The 16,802-nt window shown below is 50.8% G+C and carries 15 protein-coding genes; 8 read left to right on the top strand and 7 right to left on the bottom strand.

What is annotated here, in order from left to right:
- Window positions 1-41: 41 nt before the first annotated feature.
- Window positions 42-3,605 (top strand): bifunctional proline dehydrogenase/L-glutamate gamma-semialdehyde dehydrogenase PutA, encoded by a 3,564-nt coding sequence (putA, locus tag O4H47_RS08020; RefSeq protein WP_269393431.1) that lies wholly within the window; start codon window positions 42-44, stop codon window positions 3,603-3,605.
- 126 nt (window positions 3,606-3,731) lie between these two features.
- On the opposite strand, the gene rplS is transcribed toward putA, so the two are convergent.
- The gene (rplS, locus tag O4H47_RS08025) at window positions 3,732-4,232 is read right to left on the bottom strand and encodes a 50S ribosomal protein L19 (RefSeq protein ID WP_269393432.1); all 501 of its coding nucleotides are present in this window, start codon (window positions 4,230-4,232) and stop codon (window positions 3,732-3,734) included.
- Window positions 4,233-4,877: 645 nt separating this feature from the next.
- Complete coding sequence (locus O4H47_RS08030; protein ID WP_269393433.1) at window positions 4,878-5,216, bottom strand: hypothetical protein; 339 nt, start codon at window positions 5,214-5,216, stop codon at window positions 4,878-4,880.
- Between the two features lie 82 nt (window positions 5,217-5,298).
- Here O4H47_RS08030 and O4H47_RS08035 point away from each other — a divergent pair, with 82 nt between their 5' ends.
- Both O4H47_RS08035 and O4H47_RS08040 read left to right on the top strand, forming a co-directional pair.
- Window positions 5,299-5,760: a hypothetical protein gene (locus O4H47_RS08035; RefSeq protein ID WP_269393434.1), complete on the top strand. Its 462-nt coding sequence runs from the start codon at window positions 5,299-5,301 to the stop codon at window positions 5,758-5,760.
- Window positions 5,761-5,769: 9 nt separating this feature from the next.
- Entirely contained in the window at window positions 5,770-6,501 is a 732-nt protein-coding gene (locus O4H47_RS08040) for a hypothetical protein (RefSeq protein ID WP_269393435.1), read from the top strand.
- 435 nt (window positions 6,502-6,936) lie between these two features.
- On the opposite strand, the gene O4H47_RS08045 is transcribed toward O4H47_RS08040, so the two are convergent.
- A complete protein-coding gene (locus O4H47_RS08045; protein ID WP_269393436.1) occupies window positions 6,937-7,656 on the bottom strand; it encodes a helix-turn-helix transcriptional regulator in 720 nt (239 codons plus the stop codon).
- A gap of 184 nt (window positions 7,657-7,840) precedes the next feature.
- Here O4H47_RS08045 and O4H47_RS08050 point away from each other — a divergent pair, with 184 nt between their 5' ends.
- Together O4H47_RS08050 and O4H47_RS08055 are read left to right on the top strand one after the other, a co-directional pair.
- Window positions 7,841-8,779: an alpha/beta fold hydrolase gene (locus O4H47_RS08050; protein WP_269393437.1), complete on the top strand. Its 939-nt coding sequence runs from the start codon at window positions 7,841-7,843 to the stop codon at window positions 8,777-8,779.
- A 239-nt stretch (window positions 8,780-9,018) separates the two neighbouring features.
- On the top strand, window positions 9,019-9,645 hold the full coding sequence (locus tag O4H47_RS08055; protein ID WP_269393438.1) for a hypothetical protein: 627 nt from the start codon (window positions 9,019-9,021) through the stop codon (window positions 9,643-9,645).
- Between the two features lie 134 nt (window positions 9,646-9,779).
- Here O4H47_RS08055 and trmD read toward each other — a convergent pair whose 3' ends face one another.
- The 4 genes from trmD to ffh form a co-directional block, all read right to left on the bottom strand.
- A complete protein-coding gene (trmD, locus tag O4H47_RS08060; protein WP_269393439.1) occupies window positions 9,780-10,475 on the bottom strand; it encodes a tRNA (guanosine(37)-N1)-methyltransferase TrmD in 696 nt (231 codons plus the stop codon).
- 10 nt (window positions 10,476-10,485) lie between these two features.
- Window positions 10,486-11,040: a ribosome maturation factor RimM gene (rimM, locus tag O4H47_RS08065; protein ID WP_269393440.1), complete on the bottom strand. Its 555-nt coding sequence runs from the start codon at window positions 11,038-11,040 to the stop codon at window positions 10,486-10,488.
- 32 nt (window positions 11,041-11,072) lie between these two features.
- Complete coding sequence (gene rpsP / locus O4H47_RS08070) at window positions 11,073-11,492, bottom strand: 30S ribosomal protein S16 (protein WP_269393441.1); 420 nt, start codon at window positions 11,490-11,492, stop codon at window positions 11,073-11,075.
- A 72-nt stretch (window positions 11,493-11,564) separates the two neighbouring features.
- Complete coding sequence (gene ffh / locus O4H47_RS08075) at window positions 11,565-13,124, bottom strand: signal recognition particle protein (protein WP_269393442.1); 1,560 nt, start codon at window positions 13,122-13,124, stop codon at window positions 11,565-11,567.
- A gap of 341 nt (window positions 13,125-13,465) precedes the next feature.
- Between ffh and dapF the strand changes: the two genes are divergently transcribed.
- Genes dapF through ftsY form a run of 3 tightly spaced genes read left to right on the top strand, consistent with a single transcriptional unit; the run spans window position 13,466 to window position 16,801 of the window.
- Window positions 13,466-14,335, top strand: coding sequence for a diaminopimelate epimerase (gene dapF, locus O4H47_RS08080; protein ID WP_269393443.1), 870 nt, complete (start codon window positions 13,466-13,468; stop codon window positions 14,333-14,335).
- Window positions 14,332-15,597 (top strand): tRNA (N(6)-L-threonylcarbamoyladenosine(37)-C(2))-methylthiotransferase MtaB, encoded by a 1,266-nt coding sequence (gene mtaB / locus O4H47_RS08085; RefSeq protein WP_269393444.1) that lies wholly within the window; start codon window positions 14,332-14,334, stop codon window positions 15,595-15,597. Before dapF ends, mtaB begins: the two co-directional genes overlap by 4 nt.
- 22 nt (window positions 15,598-15,619) lie before the next feature.
- Entirely contained in the window at window positions 15,620-16,801 is a 1,182-nt protein-coding gene (ftsY, locus tag O4H47_RS08090; protein ID WP_269393445.1) for a signal recognition particle-docking protein FtsY, read from the top strand.
- The last annotated feature ends 1 nt before the right edge of the window (window position 16,802 follow it).

The raw sequence follows: 16,802 nt of genomic DNA on the forward strand, positions 1-16,802 counted from the left end.
TTGCAGGTAAACTGCATTGGTCAGATTAAGGGTGGAGCCCCATGTTGGACAAAATTCGCGAAGAAATTCGAGCACATTATTTGCCGGACGAGGATCAGGTTATTGAGCGTTTGGTGGTGCAAAGCAAACTGTCAGAAACGGACAGACATGCGATCGTTGATGACGCCGCCAATTTGGTGTCTTCGCTGCGCGATCAGTCCAAGCAGGGGTTAATGGAGACCTTTTTGGCTGAATATGGGTTGTCCACCGATGAAGGTGTGTCGCTTATGTGTTTGGCTGAGGCTATGTTGCGGGTGCCCGATGGACCAACCGTTGATGACCTTATTGCAGATAAGATTGTTGATGAGGATTGGCTCAAGCATTTGGGTGTTGCGGAGAGTTTTTTGGTTCAGGCCTCTACCCTTGGCTTGGTGGTCAGCTCAGCGCTGCTCGATGGTGATGGACCAGGCGTAATGAAGCCGATCGCTCAATTGAGCAAACGTTTGTCCGCACCGGTTATTCGCACAGCCGTTGGCCAAGCAATGCGTATTATGGGCTCCCAATTTGTGCTCGGGCGCGACATTAATGAAGCGCTGAAAAATGGATCGGGCTCTGTTTCAAAGGGCTATACTTATTCCTTTGATATGCTTGGCGAGGGCGCGCGAACACAAGCAGATGCGCAGCGTTATCATAAAGCATATTTAAACGCGATTGAGCGGTTGGCCAAAGAATCTACATTTGGCGATGTGCGCAAAAACCCCGGCATTTCGATCAAATTGTCAGCCTTGCATCCGCGATATGAATATATCAAACGCGACACGGTCGTGAATGAGATGGTTGAGCGCGTTATTGAGCTGGTCAAGCCTGCTGCTCAAGCGCAAATGGGCCTCAATATCGATGCTGAAGAAGCGGACCGTTTGGACCTTTCGCTTGATATAATTGAAAAGGTTCTCAAGCACCCCGATCTTGAAGGATGGGATGGCTTTGGTGTTGTGGTGCAGGCTTATGGCCCTCGCGCGGCATTTGTTATCGACTGGCTTTATGCTTTAGCGCAAAAGCTTGACCGCAAAATTATGGTGCGTTTGGTCAAGGGAGCCTATTGGGATACGGAAGTTAAGCGCGCTCAGGTGATGGGGCTTTCTGGCTATCCCGTGTTTACCCGCAAGGTCAACACCGACATTTCTTATCTTGGTTGTGCGCGCAAGCTTTTGGACATGCAGGATCGGATTTATCCTCAGTTCGCTACGCACAATGCACATACTACTTCTGCGGTTTTGCGCATGGCTGGTAATGAGCGTGAAGGCTTTGAATTTCAGCGGTTGCACGGCATGGGCGAAGGTTTGCACGATGTATTGCGGCAGCAAAATGGTACCCGCTGTCGGATCTATGCCCCAGTTGGCGCGCACCGGGATTTGCTGGCCTATCTGGTGCGCCGGTTGCTTGAAAATGGTGCGAACTCTAGCTTCGTCAATCAAGCTTACGATAAGAAAATTCCGCCGCGCGCCATTGTTTCGGACCCCGTTGGTGCGCATTTGGACCATGTAACGGCGCGCAATACCAACCTACCTTTGCCGCGTGAAATTTTCGGCGTGGAGCGCAAAAATGCCAAAGGTTGGGACTTTACCGACGTAAATGATGTGCGTTTGATCCACCAAGAAAGTCGCAAATTTGCTGCCCCGTTCCAATGGCGCGCGAAGGCTTCCAAGGCGTTGGGGGAAGGGGCGAAGGATCAGCCTGTCTTTAATCCAAGTAACCCAAGTGAAATTGTTGGGTTTGCGGAAAATGTTACCCCTGACCAAGTGCAAAAAGCCATTGGTGTTGCGCTTGAGGGGCAGAAAGCATGGGGTGCCACCGATGTGGTGGATCGCGCTGGTATTCTTAAACGTGCCGCCACTATGTTTGAAGAACGGGCAACGGAATTTTTTGCCTTGGCAACCCGCGAGGCGGGCAAGAGTTTGCCTGATGGCATTGCTGAAGTGCGTGAAGCCGTGGACTTTTTGCGCTATTACGCAAACGAGGGGCTGAAGGCTGAACATCAAGGCGATCCGCGTGGGGTGATTGGGTGCATATCTCCTTGGAATTTCCCCTTGGCGATTTTCACCGGGCAAGTGGCCGCCGCATTGGTGACCGGCAATGCTGTGGTTGCAAAACCGGCTGAGCAAAGCCCGTTGATGGGTGGTTTAGCCGTATCAATTCTGCATGATGCTGGCGTGCCAAAAGACGCTTTGTTGTTGGTTGCGGGTGCTGGCGATATTGGCGCAGCCTTAACCGCTGATCCACGCATTGGTGGGATCTGCTTTACGGGCTCAACCGAAGTGGCCAAATTGATTGATATGCAATTGGCCAAAACCGCGGCAAGCGATGCGATGCTGATCGCAGAAACCGGGGGGTTAAACGCCATGATTGTCGACAGCACCGCGCTTGCTGAGCAAGCCGTGCGTGACATTGTGGCTTCTGCCTTTCAGTCTGCGGGGCAACGCTGTTCGGCGCTGCGCATGCTTTATGTGCAACAAGACATTGCCGATGATCTTTTGGAAATGCTTTATGGCGCAATGGAAGCCTTAAAAATGGGCGACCCTTGGGATGACGCTACCGACGTTGGCCCAGTGATTGATGCTGATGCGCAAGCAGAGATATTGACCTATTGCGAAGGCTTGGAAAAACAAGGTCGATTGTTGCGCAAACTTGAAGCGCCGCAAAAGGGATATTTCGTTGCGCCACACATTTTCAAAGTGGACAGCATAAATGATCTCGAACGTGAAATCTTTGGCCCCATTTTGCATGTGGCAACCTTTAAAGCGCGTCAGCTTGATCAGGTGATTGCCGACATTAACGGGCGTGGGTTTGGTTTAACGTTTGGGCTGCACACCCGGGTGGATGACCGAATTGAAAAGATTGGCGCCAAGATCAAGGTTGGCAATTTCTATGTTAACCGCAACCAGATCGGTGCAATCGTAGGGTCGCAACCGTTTGGTGGCGAAGGACTTTCAGGCACCGGGCCAAAGGCTGGTGGACCAAACTATTTAAATCGGTTCCGCAATGGATCGGGTGCGCGTGATCTTGATTTGGACACAGCATCGATTGGCAAAGATGCCATTGCACATGCATTTGCCGATTTGGAAAAAGGTAAATGGGCCGCGCTGGATGACCGGGCCGCGCTTTTGGGTGTTGAGCCAGTGGCCATGCAATGTGAATTGCCTGGACCAACCGGAGAGTTGAACCGCTTGTCTTATACCCCACGGGGTAAAATGCTTTTGCTTGGTGCGGGCGAAGGGCTGGTTGATTTGGCCAAAATGGCGCTTGCGTTGGGCAATAAAGTTGTGGTGGTAACGCCTGAGGTTTCTGCCCAATTGGCGCAAGTGCAAATGGTTGGTGCGCCAATTGCTGTGCTTGAAGGGGTGGTGGACCCCGCGGTTCTTAGTGAACTTGAAATCGATGGGGTTGGCTTAGCCGCGTCAGGCGCGTTTGCTCAATCGGTCCGCCTGGCTTTGGCGAAACGAAAGGGGCCGATTGTGCCCGTGATCACCAATGGGTTTGATGTGGCTGGCTTTGTGCATGAGCGCGCCATTTGCGTGGATACAACGGCGGCGGGCGGCAATGCTTCGCTGTTGGCGCAATCTAGCTAGGTGCCCATTTTTATTGGCCCCAAGCTCAATTGGGGCCATTAAGATCAAAATGCACTTCAATAAATGACAATAAAAAACCCGGCCAATGAGCCGGGTTTTTTTAATTTCGTTGTTAGCGAAAAGCGACTATTCAGCGCTTGCTTCGCCTTCAGCAGCGGCTGCTTTTGCAGCTTCAGAAGCGGCTTTAGCTGCAGCTTTTTCTGCTTCGCGGGCTGCTTTTGCAACTGCGTTTGCTTCGCGCTCACCGTCTTGAATCTTTTTGGTACGTGCATTTGTTGATTCAAAAATACGAGCTGATTTGCCGCGCAATTCACGAAGATAATAAAGCTTCGCACGACGGACTTTACCGCGGCGCAGCACTTCGATGCTGTCGACAACTGGTGAGTAAAGTGGGAAAACCCGCTCAACACCTTCGCCATAAGAAATTTTGCGAACTGTGAAGCTTTGGTTCAAGCCAGCGCCTGCACGAGCAATCACAACGCCTTCATAGGCTTGCAAACGCTCTTTTTCGCCTTCGCGGATTTTCACCCAAACTTTAACGGTATCGCCGTGTGAAAAGTCTGGTGTTTCGCGCTTTGCGGCAAGTTCTTCGAGCTGCTCTTTTTCAAGCTGTTGAATAATATTCATGTTTTTCGTCCGTTGATTCTCGCCGATCAGAGCGTCCCTAAAAGTCGAGCCAGAAGGGGCGGTTACACCGGTCTTGGTGTTTAGTGACAAAATAGATTGGCGGGCTATAACCCGAAATGGCCCCAGAGTCTATGGGTTTGTTGCTGTTTTGATGAAATAAAGAGAGCATTTTTACGCGCCGCCGTTGGTCGCTGCGCTCCCGTCCCCTTCACCCCCGCCAATCGGTGCATTCAACCAATTCCGAACAAGCTCGGGAAAAGATGGACGAAACAACTTGTTGTTGAGGACCCCGGCCAACTTTTTGGCCGCGCCCGCGCAGGTGCAACAGTTTTCATAGGCCGGTTTCAGGCCGTCATGAAAACTGTGGTACGCACCGCGAGCGAAAACAGAAATAAACACCACCAAAATCGCCATACCCATATGAGCATAACGCGGAAATTGTTTTGCAGCATGCGAGGTCTTCAAAGGCTCGATTATTGCGCTATTTTTAGGTCATTGAGCCCATGAAGGCCTCGCATGTCATGGCTTTTTGCCAAAATCAAATTGCCCCGGGGTGCTAAACCCTTTTATCCCCTTACCCGCGCTTGCAAGTTGCTCACGTATATTACGCCTTGCAATCAATTTGAGACAGGCGAGCATTGCCCATCACGACTTACGGTTGCCTTCGGTGTCAGGCTGGACATTTTGATTTCGGCGCAAAACAGCATCGTCATTACTGTTCACCACCTTCTTCCAACAGGGCACCAAATTCGGTTTCCCCGGCCACTCCTCGCTCGTCAGCAAGCTGCGTGGCTGAATGAAAGACGAGAGCATGATGACATGGGTAACGTTGGGCGGGGATAAGTTTTTTTGTTTTGAGCTGCCAATGGTCGTTGCGCCGTCAAGTTTTGAATGCTCAAGCCGCGCGCTGACCTCGGCGCCCTCGGTGAATGTTTGTGTGTGAGTGCTGGTGATGAATGCCGGGTTTGCGCCCATATTAGACATTATCGGATTTGGACGCTTCCAAAGTTAGACAACTTAAGTAATATCAAAACCATAAATCAGGGGAACAATCAGGGAAGCGTGCGTGCCAAAAGAGATTGAAAAACTGCCTTGGTATCGTTCCAAGAAATACAAGGGTAATTTGACAGAAAACCAAAAACGTCAACTCGATGGATTTCGTATGCAGGAAAAACACCCTGCTACCGATCCCGATAGTTTACCCGGAGATGTTCAAAGTTATATCAACTCGCTTGAGTTTGATCTGATTGAACTTAAGAGAGATAGCTCCTTCTACGGTGCTATAGCGGCCACTGTTTTTGCGATTGCATTGGCATATTATTATTACTTAGGAAATGGATATTTCCACACCTTTGTTGGATACGCATTTTCAATAGGGCTAATAGTTTTTGCTTGGTGGCAACATCACAAGAAGAACAAAGCTCTCTTAGAGGAACTAACACCATCTGACTCTTACGATCCAACTGCAGAAGCTATCAAACGCGAATGGGAAATTACATATTCCGTAAATACCCCCAAAGATACTTAAAGGGACAAAATGTTTTGGAAGCGAAAAAATAAAAGCGCTGAGCCAGAAATCATCACAACTAAAGTAACCCCAATGCCAGAAAAATCAGCATCTGAGAGGATGATGGATTCGGCAGAAATCATCGCAACCGAATTGCGTAATTACGAGCAAGAAGCGCTAAGCCTAGAAAAAACCGAGCCAGATGCAGAATTATTGGAGGCTCAAGAAAAGCTGGAGGCCGCCCGAAAGATCGTAAGAGATGGTCGCCTTGCCTATGCCTTAGTACGCCAATTAGTCGATCATATAATGCACTGGTCGTCTTGGGTGAAAATGGATGACTTTCAAAAATATGTACACTTCGACGCTAAGAATGTGTCTGCGTCACGCACTAAATCCGAAGGCGAGTCTGGAAACATCAATACGGACACGATCTCTTTTACTTTTGAAGGATCAAAATACTGTTGTGTAATTCATGACCAAGGATACTCCTCCGCTCCCGATAGCGCATACAAATTTGGGGAAGTTGAATTTTGGGCTAATGAAAAACTGGCCTTAAAGCTCTCGATGGTGGAGGACTATTCAAATGAATACTCAAGATGGGAATTTAGCGATGTAATGGCATTTCATTCAGGGAAATGGATGACCGCACTTCTCAAGATTTCATCGCAGATTGAGCAACGACAACAAGAAGGGGTGGACAAGTTTTCTGATGATCGCGTGAAAGAGGCTGGCGCCAACATCAATCTCGATTCGGATAGCTAAAGAAGCACTGCTCTGCTCTCAATCATCATGCGGTTGATCTCTCGACCATCTGATAAAAAGCATCGCGCAACGGTACGTCCGAATTTATCCGAATCCACTTTTTCGCATGTGATATTTTGCCCCTTGGCAATATCAAACAAATAGTTGGTTGCCGCTTTGTCCACATAGCGGAAATACACAAGCCAAATACATTTGAGCCTTGTTTCAACTCATCATGGATACTCGGGTCAAGCCCGAGCATGACGGGAGTGCGTGAGGTGGCATAAGGGTGTTATCGGTCCGGGCTTCGGGGGGGCGGGACGGTGCGCTGATTATGGTGAAATTCGACATTAGCTCGCGGGATAGTTGGGTGCATGAGACCTTCGCCGGCCGCATCCTGAGCGTGTTGAAGGACATAAGTTGTGGCCGGCGTGCCCCCTGCGTCGGGGGGCAACGTCAGCGTGGGAGGTTGCGAATGGGGGAAACGTTGGCTGCGAAGGGCACATGTCGGCGTCGAAAGCTTTGGTCTGGCACGCATTGGGGGGTGCTGATCCGGTCCATGCGAAAATGGCGGAAGGCGTTGCGGGTTGGGTCATAGGCCACCAAGTACCAAAGTGGGGGTAAGATCAGCATAGCTTGTGGCTCTATATTTCGTTGGGTCCGGGCCCCGTTTGCATCACAATATTGAAACCGCAGGTGGCATTTTTTCAGAAAAGCGGTTTCAAAGGCGGGCAGTAGCGCAGGGTCCATGGCGCCCATATCCGAAATATCCACGAGGGGGGAAAGCTCTCCCACATACAAGCAATCTAAAAACCGGCGTAAATCGCGAATTTTATCCGATGGCAAGGCCTTTTCAATTTTGGCCAGTCCAGCATCGGCGAGGCTAGTAAAAGGCAGGTTGCCCGCCGCCCGCATGGAAGCAACGCTGATGAGCAGCGCAAACACTTCGGCAACCGACAAACGGGGCGTGGTTTGAAGTGATTGGGGGTCGAGTTGTAAGCCGCCCCCGCGCCCGGGTTCTGAGTGTATGACAAAACCTTCATCGCGCAGCGCGCTAATGTCACGCAAAATGGTGCGCCGTGACGCGCCAACTTCTTCTGCCAAGTCAGCAATTGTTGAAGTGCCATTGCGGCGAAGGCTGCGCACGATAGCGTCTAAGCGAAGGCGAATGTTCATTTCAGGGTTCTACCATTTAATGGTGCCAGTATTTGGCACCATTAGGTTTTAGGCAATGCTCGTTCGCGTTGGCAAGGGGATTTTTTTCTTGTCACGCCCATTTCAAACCCCTCAGGAGCAAAACTGTGTTGCCCTAAACAAGGGCGACATCTGTTCTTGAGAAAAAGTAAAAAAGAGAAATGCTATGTCCATTCCAATCGATTTTCCTCAACCCACGCTTATTTCTCTCAATGGCGTAGAACTTGAAGTCTTTGAAGCAGGTCGCAAAAACAAAGGCAATCCAATTGTCCTTTGTCACGGCTGGCCAGAACATGCCTTTTCATGGCGGTATCAAGTGCCAGCGCTTGTTGATGCGGGTTACCATGTGATCGTTCCAAATCAGCGCGGGTTTGGCGCTTCGTCTTCCCCTTCTGAGGTGACAGACTTTGATATTGAGCATTTGGCAGGCGATCTGATCGCGCTGCTTGATCATTTTGACTATGAAAAGGCGACCTTTGTTGGTCATGATTGGGGCGCTGCGGTGGTTTGGGGGCTGACTTTATTGCACCCAAGCCGGGTGGATAAAGTCATCAACTTGGCTTTGCCCTATCAAGAACGCGGTGACATGCCATGGATTGAAATGATGGAGGCCATATTTGGCGCTGATTTTTATTTTGTGCATTTCAACCGACAGGTTGGTGTTGCTGACGCTATTTTGGACCAGAACACGCACCAATTCCTGCGCAATATGTTCCGCAAAAACGTGCCCTTAACCCCGCCAGAACCAGGCATGATGATGATTAATCTCGCCAACGCAAAAACACCATTGGGTGACCCTTTGATGAGTGGAGCTGAATTGGCGGTTTTTGTTACTGCATTTGAACAATCAGGATTTACGGGCGGCATAAATTGGTATCGAAACCTTGATCGAAACTGGCATTTGTTGGCAAAGGTGGACCCAATTATTCAACATCCCGCCCTCATGATTTATGGTGATCGGGATATGGTTGCCAAGTCGGAAACCCTTAAGGATTTTGTGCCGAACGTTGATGTGGTCAACCTTGATTGTGGCCATTGGATTCAGCAAGAAAAGCCACAAGAAACAAATCACGCGATCCTTAATTGGCTGCAATCGCAGGATTGATCTGCCCATCCGCGCTTCCCTCCCTCATAAAGGGGGGAGGCGTGCTTTTTGCTCAGATGCGCATCGAGGCAAAAAGAGCATGGCGACAAATGTGCGGTTCGGTTAAGTTCACTTGCCTCAATGTTTTTAAGTGAAACGAAAACTATGTCGGATAAATTTCAAGAAATTTTACAACAATTTATGCCCAAAACGGCAGAAAAAACCTATGGCGCGCTTTACCAATATTGCACCAGCGGCCAATGAACGAAGATAAAGCAGCGCGGGCGTTTGAAGTGTTTGTGGCCTGGTTTGATGCGCAAGAAGAGCCGCTTGCTCAAAGCTATGGATTGCTCATTTTAGGCGGTCTAATTGATAGCGGACAGTTGAAAGTCCGTGCGCAGATCTTAGCTTTTTTTGTTGAGCGGGCTGGGTTGGTCAGTGACTATTCTGTGCTCGATGATGACAATCGGTTTTTGCATTTTCTAAGTCACTTTGCTTATTTGGCGGGGTCATGTGTTGAGCACTTAAACGATAAGATCGACGGTTTGAACGGTGTCGTTTCCGCGCTGGTTGAATTGTATTTGCGCGCACCAACGGCTTTGTGGTGCGGCGAAGAAATGCTGGTGGCGCGCACGATGCTGGAAGCAAACTTATCTGAGACGGCTTTTGCGGCTTTGTTGGCCCGGTTAAACCCTGAAGTGGTGATGCAGGACGCTGACAATTGGGATGATGCAGCGATGATGCGTTGGCAAGATGCTGTGGTGCACGAGAACCACAAGCGGCAATTGGTGATGGCACTTCATGGGATGAATGTAAAACTGGCGCGAAAGCCGGCAGAAATGTTTGCGCCGATCATTGGGGCGCATTATGCGGGCATGTTTGGCTAAGGGGGGGAACCATGTTGGGCGTAAAATGGTCCCGGCTCGGGGGCCGGGACGGTGCGCGTAGGGTTCTAAATCGCACCATCTTGCACTTGATGCGGGTTCGTTCTGTCAGGTTTTACGCTTTGAACCGCCTTCAGCTAAATCTTGCCTTTAAACTTTTCCCACAAATCTGGGCGGCGAGCTTTGGTCAGTTGCTCAGATTGTTCTTGGCGCCATTGATCAAGTTTTTTGTGGTCGCCACTGGTCACCACGTCGGGGATGGGCACGCCTTCAAATTCGGCAGGGCGGGTATATTGAGGATATTCGAGCAAGCCATTTTCAAAGCTTTCGTCCATCTCACTTTCGTTCGAGCCCATAACGCCGGGCAGTAGGCGCGTGGTGGCTTCCAGCAAGGTCATGGCCGCCACTTCGCCGCCGCACAAAACATAATCGCCGACAGAAATTTCGATCAGGTTGCGCTGGTCGATGACGCGCTGGTCGATGCCTTCAAAACGGCCGCAAATGATCACGGCGCCGGGGCCTTTTGATAATTCGCGGGCATAGTCTTGGGTCAAGGGTTTGCCGCGCGGGCTCATCAAGAGACGCGGACGCGGGTCATTTGAGGGGGAAATATCATCAATCGCGCGGGCGAGAATGTCTGGCTTTAACACAAGGCCGGGGCCACCCCCTGCTGGGGTATCGTCGACCTTTTTGTGTTTGTCTTTCGCATAATCACGCAATTGGGTGGCGGTTAAAGACCACAAGCCATTGTCCATGGCGCGGCCAATAATGGATGCACCAAGCGGGCCGGGAAACAGCTCTGGAAAAAGGGTGATGACGTCAGCGCGAAACATGGGGCTTGGCCTATTCGGGCTCGAACGCCTCTTCTTCATCGATCACAATGTCAGAAGGCATAATGATCGTGACATAGCCTTCAGCAATATTGATGGATGGGATGATGCGTTTGGTGAATGGCATCAGTTGGGAAGGACCGCGCACTGGACGCACCTCAAGAATGTCGCCAGCGCCGTGATTTTGGATCGCGGTGATGGTGCCATATTTATTGCCGTCTTCGTAGCGGGCTTCCAAGCCAATCAGGTCCGCTTGGTAAAACTCGTCTTCGTCTTCCATTTCTGGCAATTGGTCGCGATTGACGTAGAGTTTTACGCCATTGAGCGCTTCCGCTGCGGTGCGATCAGCTATGCCCGAAATAGAGGCAACGATTACCGATTTGTTCAACCGGGCTTTTTTGATGGTGATCTCTAAACCGGGTCGGTTGGTGCTCAAAGGCGAATAGTTTTTGATCGCCAAAGGGTCTTCGGTGTGGGATTTAATCCGCACTTGGCCCTGAATGCCATGGGCAGCACCAATCTGGCCCATAAGAACCCGACTTTTGAATTTCTTTTCAGTGCTGTCCATGACTTATTTCCTTCAAGAAGCGTTAGAGTGGATTACTCAGCCGCTGCTTCTTCTGCTGGTGCTGCTGCGGCTTCAGCTGCGGCGGCGGCTTCTGCAGCTGCTGCTTCTTTGGCATCTTCTTCAGCTTGACGTTTTTCTTCTAAACGTTCTTGGGCTTTTTTGCCTGGAAGACCTTTGTTTGGATTGCTTTTCTCGCCGCGCTTCAAAAGACCAGCTGCGTCGAGGAAACGGTGTACGCGGTCAGTTGGCTGCGCGCCGTTTGCAAGCCAGTGCTGAATGCGTTCTTCGTCAAGCTTAACACGGCCTTCTGCATCTTTTGGCAGCATTGGATTGTAGGCGCCAACGCGTTCGATGAAGCGGCCATCGCGTGGTGCGCGAACGTCTGCAACAACGATGTGGTAGTAAGGACGCTTTTTAGAGCCGCCACGGGCCAAACGAATTTTAGTTGCCATTTTTAGATCTCCTTAGATGGACTTTGAACCGCTCATTTGAGTGGTAATTTGGTTTGTTCATATTCGGGGGAGCTATTTCTTGCCCCCCAATTTGGGACCCAAGCCGGGAAGGCCGGGAAAACGCGGTGCGCCGCTGCCCTTAAGCAGATCGTTGACGCTGGTTGGTAATTGTTTTTTTGGCTCTGGTGCGGCCAAGCTGCCCATATCTGGCATTTGCCCGCCCATTTGTTTTTCCATTTCGGCGAGCATTTGCGGATCCATTTGGGAAGGATCGATATTGGGCATGCCGCCACCGCCAAACATGCCGCCGAGGGCGCCAGCAAGCCCGCCTTTGCCTTTAGACATTTTTTTCATCATGTCGGCCATTTGGCGGTGCATTTTGATCAGCTTGTTAATTTCTTGAACCGAAGTGCCCGACCCTGCTGCCACGCGCTTGCGGCGCGAGGCGTTGAGCAAAGCAGGTGTTGCGCGCTCTTTTTTGGTCATGGATTGGATGATGGCGACCTGACGATCAAAAACCTTCTCATCCACATTGGCGCCGGCAAGCTGCTTTTTCATTTTGCCCATGCCCGGCATCATGCCCATAAGGGACCCCATGCCGCCCATTTTTTTCATTTGAAGAAGTTGGTTTTTCAAATCATCAAGATCGAAAACCCCTTTCTTCATCTTTTTGGCCATTTTGGCCGCGTCTTCAGCATTGACGGTTTCAGCTGCTTTTTCAACCAGCGAAACAATGTCGCCCATGCCCAAAATCCGGTCAGCAACACGGCTTGGGTGGAAGTCTTCTAGGTCTTCAAGCTTTTCGCCTGTCCCCAATAATTTGATCGGTTTGCCGGTGACCGCGCGCATGGAAAGCGCTGCGCCGCCACGGCCATCCCCATCAATACGGGTCAGCATAATGCCGGTAATGGCCACACGCTCGTCAAATGAGCGGGCCAAGTTGACCGCGTCTTGGCCGGTTAGGGCGTCGGCAACAAGCAAAATTTCGTGAGGGTTGGTGGCCGCTTTAATTTCAGCGGTTTCCGCCATTAGTTCTTCATCGATATGGGTGCGACCCGCGGTATCGAGGAACAGAACGTCATAACCGCCAAGCTTGGCGGTTTTTTGGGCGCGTTTGGCGATTTCAAGCGGGCTTTGACCCGCAATGATCTCAAGCGTATCGACGCCGATTTGATCCCCAAGAACTTTGAGCTGCTCCATCGCGGCAGGGCGACGGGTATCAAGTGAAGCGAGCAGGACTTTTTTGTTTTGCTTCTCTTTAAGGCGTTTGGCGATTTTGCCGGTGGCAGTGGTTTTACCCGCGCCTTGCAAACCAACCATCATAATGGCAACGGGCGGGTTTGCCTTAAGGTCCAGCGGGGCCGCATCTGTGCCCAAAACCGCAACCAATTCGTCATTTACAATTTTGACGACTTGTTGGCCCGGGGTAATGGATTTGGTGACTTCTGCACCAACTGCCCGGTCACGAACTTGCTCGATAAACCCGCGCACAACCTCAAGGGAAACATCGGCTTCAATTAGCGCCCGGCGAACTTCGCGCAGGGCCTTGTTCACGTCGTCTTCAGAAAGAGCGCCGCGGCCTGTAATTCCGTCAAAGATGCCGCTTAAGCGGTCGGAGAGGCTTTGAAACATTTATCGTCCCGTCATTGTCTTTTTAAGGTCAATTGTTCGATTGTGCCCCCACATATGGTCATCAAAAGCCCAAATTGGAAGGCTGACGAGCCATAAGCTTTTGACACCCACGGGCGCAACGCGCTGGTGGATGTTGACCCCTTGCATCAGTAAGACCGCACAAGGTAGTGGCTCGAGGTTTTCTCGATCAGTTAAACTTATTGGCTCGTGCAATAGAGGAATGGGGACTTTGAGTCAATAAAGAAGCGCGCCAAGCAAGCAATCTTGATGTGACATGGGTAGTAATTGGGCCTAATCTGCGCCATATAAGGCAAAAGTTGACATTAGGCATAGGCACGATAATGAGCGGCGACGCGGTTTCTTATTTGAAAATGAACGGTTTGGGCAATGATTTTGTGGTCATTGACGCCCGAAAGCGCGCGCTGACCTTCACAAAGGATAAGGTGCGCTGGATCGCTGATCGTGAACAAGGTGTTGGCTGTGATCAATTGATCATCATGGAAGCACCGCGTAACGAAGACGCTGATATTTTCATGCGGATCTATAATGCGGTAGGCGGCGAGGTCGATGCTTGTGGCAACGCCACCCGTTGTGTTGGCTATTTGATGGCTGAGGAGTTGGGCCGCGCGGATGTGACCATTCAAACCAACGCGGGGCTGTTGCTCTCTCGCCTTGATGGGAAAAATGTTACGGTGGATATGGGCGTGCCGCGCCTACAGTGGCAGATGATCCCTTTGGCTGAGCAGTTTGAAGACACAACGGGCATAGAGCTGCAAATCGGGCCAATTGATGCGCCGGTTTTGCATACCCCTTCGGTGGTGAATGTTGGTAATCCACATGCGATTTTTTGGGTGGATGATTTAGACGCGCATGATTTAAGCAAGGCAGGGCCATTGCTTGAAAATCACCCGGTTTTTCCCGAGCGGGCCAATATTTCCTTGGCGCAGGTGATGTCGCCAACTCATATCAAAGTGAAGGTTTGGGAGCGCGGTGCGGGCCTAACAAAGGCATGTGGTACGGCGGCATGTGCGGTTGGTGTTGCGGCTGTGCGCAAAGGCTTTGCGGATGGTAAAATTGATGTGGAGTTGCCCGGTGGCATTTTGCAAATCGAATGGCGCGACAGCGACAAGCACATTATGATGACCGGCCCCTATGAAACAGAGTTTGAGGGTGAATTGCCCGCGGACTTGTTTGAGGATGATGCTGCATGAGTGTTGAAACGCTAACATTTGGCTGTCGGCTCAACACATTTGAATCTGAAGTGATGAAAGACCAGGCCAAACAAGCGGGTTTGGATGATGTTATTATTGTCAATTCATGTGCGGTGACCCAAGAAGCTGTGCGCCAAACCCGCCAAGGCATTCGCAAAGCTCGGCGTGAAAACCCGAACGCTAAAATTATCGTCACCGGCTGCGCAGCGCAAACTGACGCCGAAGGTTTTGCCCAAATGGGCGAAGTCGATCTGGTGATGGGCAATGCCGAGAAAATGAAAGCTGAGACCTATCAGGGCCTTAAGTTTGGCATTGGTGGCAATTCAAAGATCCTTGTTGACGACATTATGAGTGTTAAGGAAACCGCTGGCCATTTAATTGAAGGTATGGACGGGCGGGCGCGGGCATTTGTGCAGGTGCAAAACGGTTGTGATCATCGGTGTACCTTTTGCATCATTCCTTACGGTCGGGGCCCTTCGCGCTCGGTGCCCATGGGCGTCGTGGTGGATCAGATTAAAAAACTGGCCGATAATGGGGTTGGTGAAGTTGTGTTGACCGGGGTTGATATTACCTCCTATGGGCCTGACCTGCCGGGCAAACCCACATTGGGCAAGCTCACCCAGCAGATATTGACCCATGTGCCGCAACTAAAGCGTCTTCGCATTTCCTCAATCGATAGTATTGAAGCGGATGAGGCTTTGATGGAGGCCTTAAGGTCTGAACAGCGCTTGATGCCGCATTTGCACCTGTCGTTGCAGTCTGGCGACAATATGATTTTAAAGCGTATGAAACGCCGGCATTTGCGTGAAGATACGATCAACTTTGTGAATGAGGCGCGGGCGCTGAGGCCGGACATGGTTTTTGGCGCAGACATTATTGCTGGCTTCCCCACGGAAACAGATGAGATGTTCGCCAATTCTATGAAGATCATTGAAGAGTGTGATCTTACCTATTTGCATGTGTTTCCCTATTCGATCCGTCCGGGCACCCCAGCGGCAAAAATGCCGCAAGTGGATAAGGCTATTGCAAAGGCGCGGGCCAAGAAATTGCGGGTAGCGGGTGAAAAACAACATGAAGCGTTTTTGGCGCGTCAAATGGGAGAAACCCATTCGGTATTGATTGAGCGGGACGGTATTGGCCGAACAGAACAATTTGCGCCCATTATGATTGAAGGCACTGAGCCAGGGCAGATTTTGCAGGCAATTGTGACCGGCGTTGGTGAGCATGGACTTATCGGCGCGCCTATTGAGCAAGTGGCATAAGGCTTTGACCTAAGGGATTTTTATGAGCGAGAAAAAACCGGGCTTGTTTGGCCGCTTGTTTGGCAAAAAAGCAGTGCCTGCTGAAGAGGCGCCCACAGAAGCTGTGTCTGATGCAGTTGAGTCCTCATCTGCAGAAGAGATTACAGTCGAAAAAACTGTTGCTTTGGAGCCAGAAGCGGCGAGCATTGCACCTGAGCCTGAGGGGGCTATCGCGCCGCCAACTATTGATGCGGTTGATGACGAGCCTAAAGCCGACACAGAACCTCAGCCTGAGGAAAAAAAGGGCTGGTTCCAGCGCCTGACGTCGGGGTTGAAAAAATCATCTGATCAACTCACCGATAATATTGCAGCCGTTTTTACCAAGAAAAAGCTTGATGATGAAACGCTAGAGCAGCTTGAAGATGTGCTGATCCAGGCGGATTTGGGCATTGAAACTGCGGTTGATATCACCGAAAAACTAGCCAAAGACCGCTTTGATAAAGAGATCTCTGTTGATGAAATTCGGCAAGTCTTGCGCGACGAAGTGGCGAACGTGCTAGCGCCCGTGGCGCTACCGTTGGTGTTTGATGGTCGCCATCGTCCGCATGTTATTTTGATGGTTGGGGTCAATGGATCGGGCAAAACCACGACCATTGGCAAATTGACCGCCAAGCTGACCAAAGAGGGCAAGAAGGTTGTTTTGGCGGCGGGCGATACGTTTCGCGCGGCCGCAGTAGAGCAACTTCAGGTTTGGGGCGAACGATCCGGGGTAAAGGTGATTACGCGCGCCACCGGTGCGGATGCATCCGGGTTGGCGTTTGATGCGGTTAGCGAGGCAAAGGCGCAGGGCGCTGACGTTTTGATTATTGATACGGCGGGCCGCTTGCAAAACCGGGACGAATTGATGGCGGAATTGGAAAAAATCATCCGTGTTATCAAGAAGATCGACGCCAGTGCACCGCACACCACTTTGCTCACGCTTGATGCGACGACGGGACAAAATGCGCTAAATCAAGTAGAGATATTTGGCCAACGGGCCGGTGTTACCGGTCTGGTGATGACAAAGCTAGATGGCACCGCGCGCGGTGGTATACTTGTTGCAATTGCAAAGAAATTTAAACTCCCTGTGCATTTTATTGGTGTAGGAGAATCTATAGGCGATCTTGAACCTTTTCAGGCGCAGGATTTTGCGGAGGCAATTGCAGGGGCGAGCGACGTTACTTAAT

Source organism: Maritalea porphyrae, from assembly GCF_027213965.1.
Classification (GTDB): domain Bacteria; phylum Pseudomonadota; class Alphaproteobacteria; order Rhizobiales; family Devosiaceae; genus Maritalea; species Maritalea porphyrae_A.

Excerpts from the sequence above, each read along its gene's own strand:
- trmD (WP_269393439.1), bottom strand. The coding sequence starts at position 10,475 with ATGTTTCGCGCTGACGTCATCACCCTTTTTCCAGAGCTGTTTCCCGGC.
- ftsY (WP_269393445.1), top strand. The coding sequence starts at position 15,620 with ATGAGCGAGAAAAAACCGGGCTTGTTTGGCCGCTTGTTTGGCAAAAAA.
- O4H47_RS08045 (WP_269393436.1), bottom strand. The coding sequence starts at position 7,656 with ATGAACATTCGCCTTCGCTTAGACGCTATCGTGCGCAGCCTTCGCCGC.
- O4H47_RS08030 (WP_269393433.1), bottom strand. The coding sequence starts at position 5,216 with ATGTCTAATATGGGCGCAAACCCGGCATTCATCACCAGCACTCACACA.
- dapF (WP_269393443.1), top strand. The coding sequence starts at position 13,466 with ATGAGCGGCGACGCGGTTTCTTATTTGAAAATGAACGGTTTGGGCAAT.
- rplS (WP_269393432.1), bottom strand. The coding sequence starts at position 4,232 with ATGAATATTATTCAACAGCTTGAAAAAGAGCAGCTCGAAGAACTTGCC.
- O4H47_RS08040 (WP_269393435.1), top strand. The coding sequence starts at position 5,770 with ATGTTTTGGAAGCGAAAAAATAAAAGCGCTGAGCCAGAAATCATCACA.
- ffh (WP_269393442.1), bottom strand. The coding sequence starts at position 13,124 with ATGTTTCAAAGCCTCTCCGACCGCTTAAGCGGCATCTTTGACGGAATT.
- putA (WP_269393431.1), top strand. The coding sequence starts at position 42 with ATGTTGGACAAAATTCGCGAAGAAATTCGAGCACATTATTTGCCGGAC.
- rimM (WP_269393440.1), bottom strand. The coding sequence starts at position 11,040 with ATGGACAGCACTGAAAAGAAATTCAAAAGTCGGGTTCTTATGGGCCAG.
- O4H47_RS08055 (WP_269393438.1), top strand. The coding sequence starts at position 9,019 with ATGAACGAAGATAAAGCAGCGCGGGCGTTTGAAGTGTTTGTGGCCTGG.
- rpsP (WP_269393441.1), bottom strand. The coding sequence starts at position 11,492 with ATGGCAACTAAAATTCGTTTGGCCCGTGGCGGCTCTAAAAAGCGTCCT.
- mtaB (WP_269393444.1), top strand. The coding sequence starts at position 14,332 with ATGAGTGTTGAAACGCTAACATTTGGCTGTCGGCTCAACACATTTGAA.
- O4H47_RS08050 (WP_269393437.1), top strand. The coding sequence starts at position 7,841 with ATGTCCATTCCAATCGATTTTCCTCAACCCACGCTTATTTCTCTCAAT.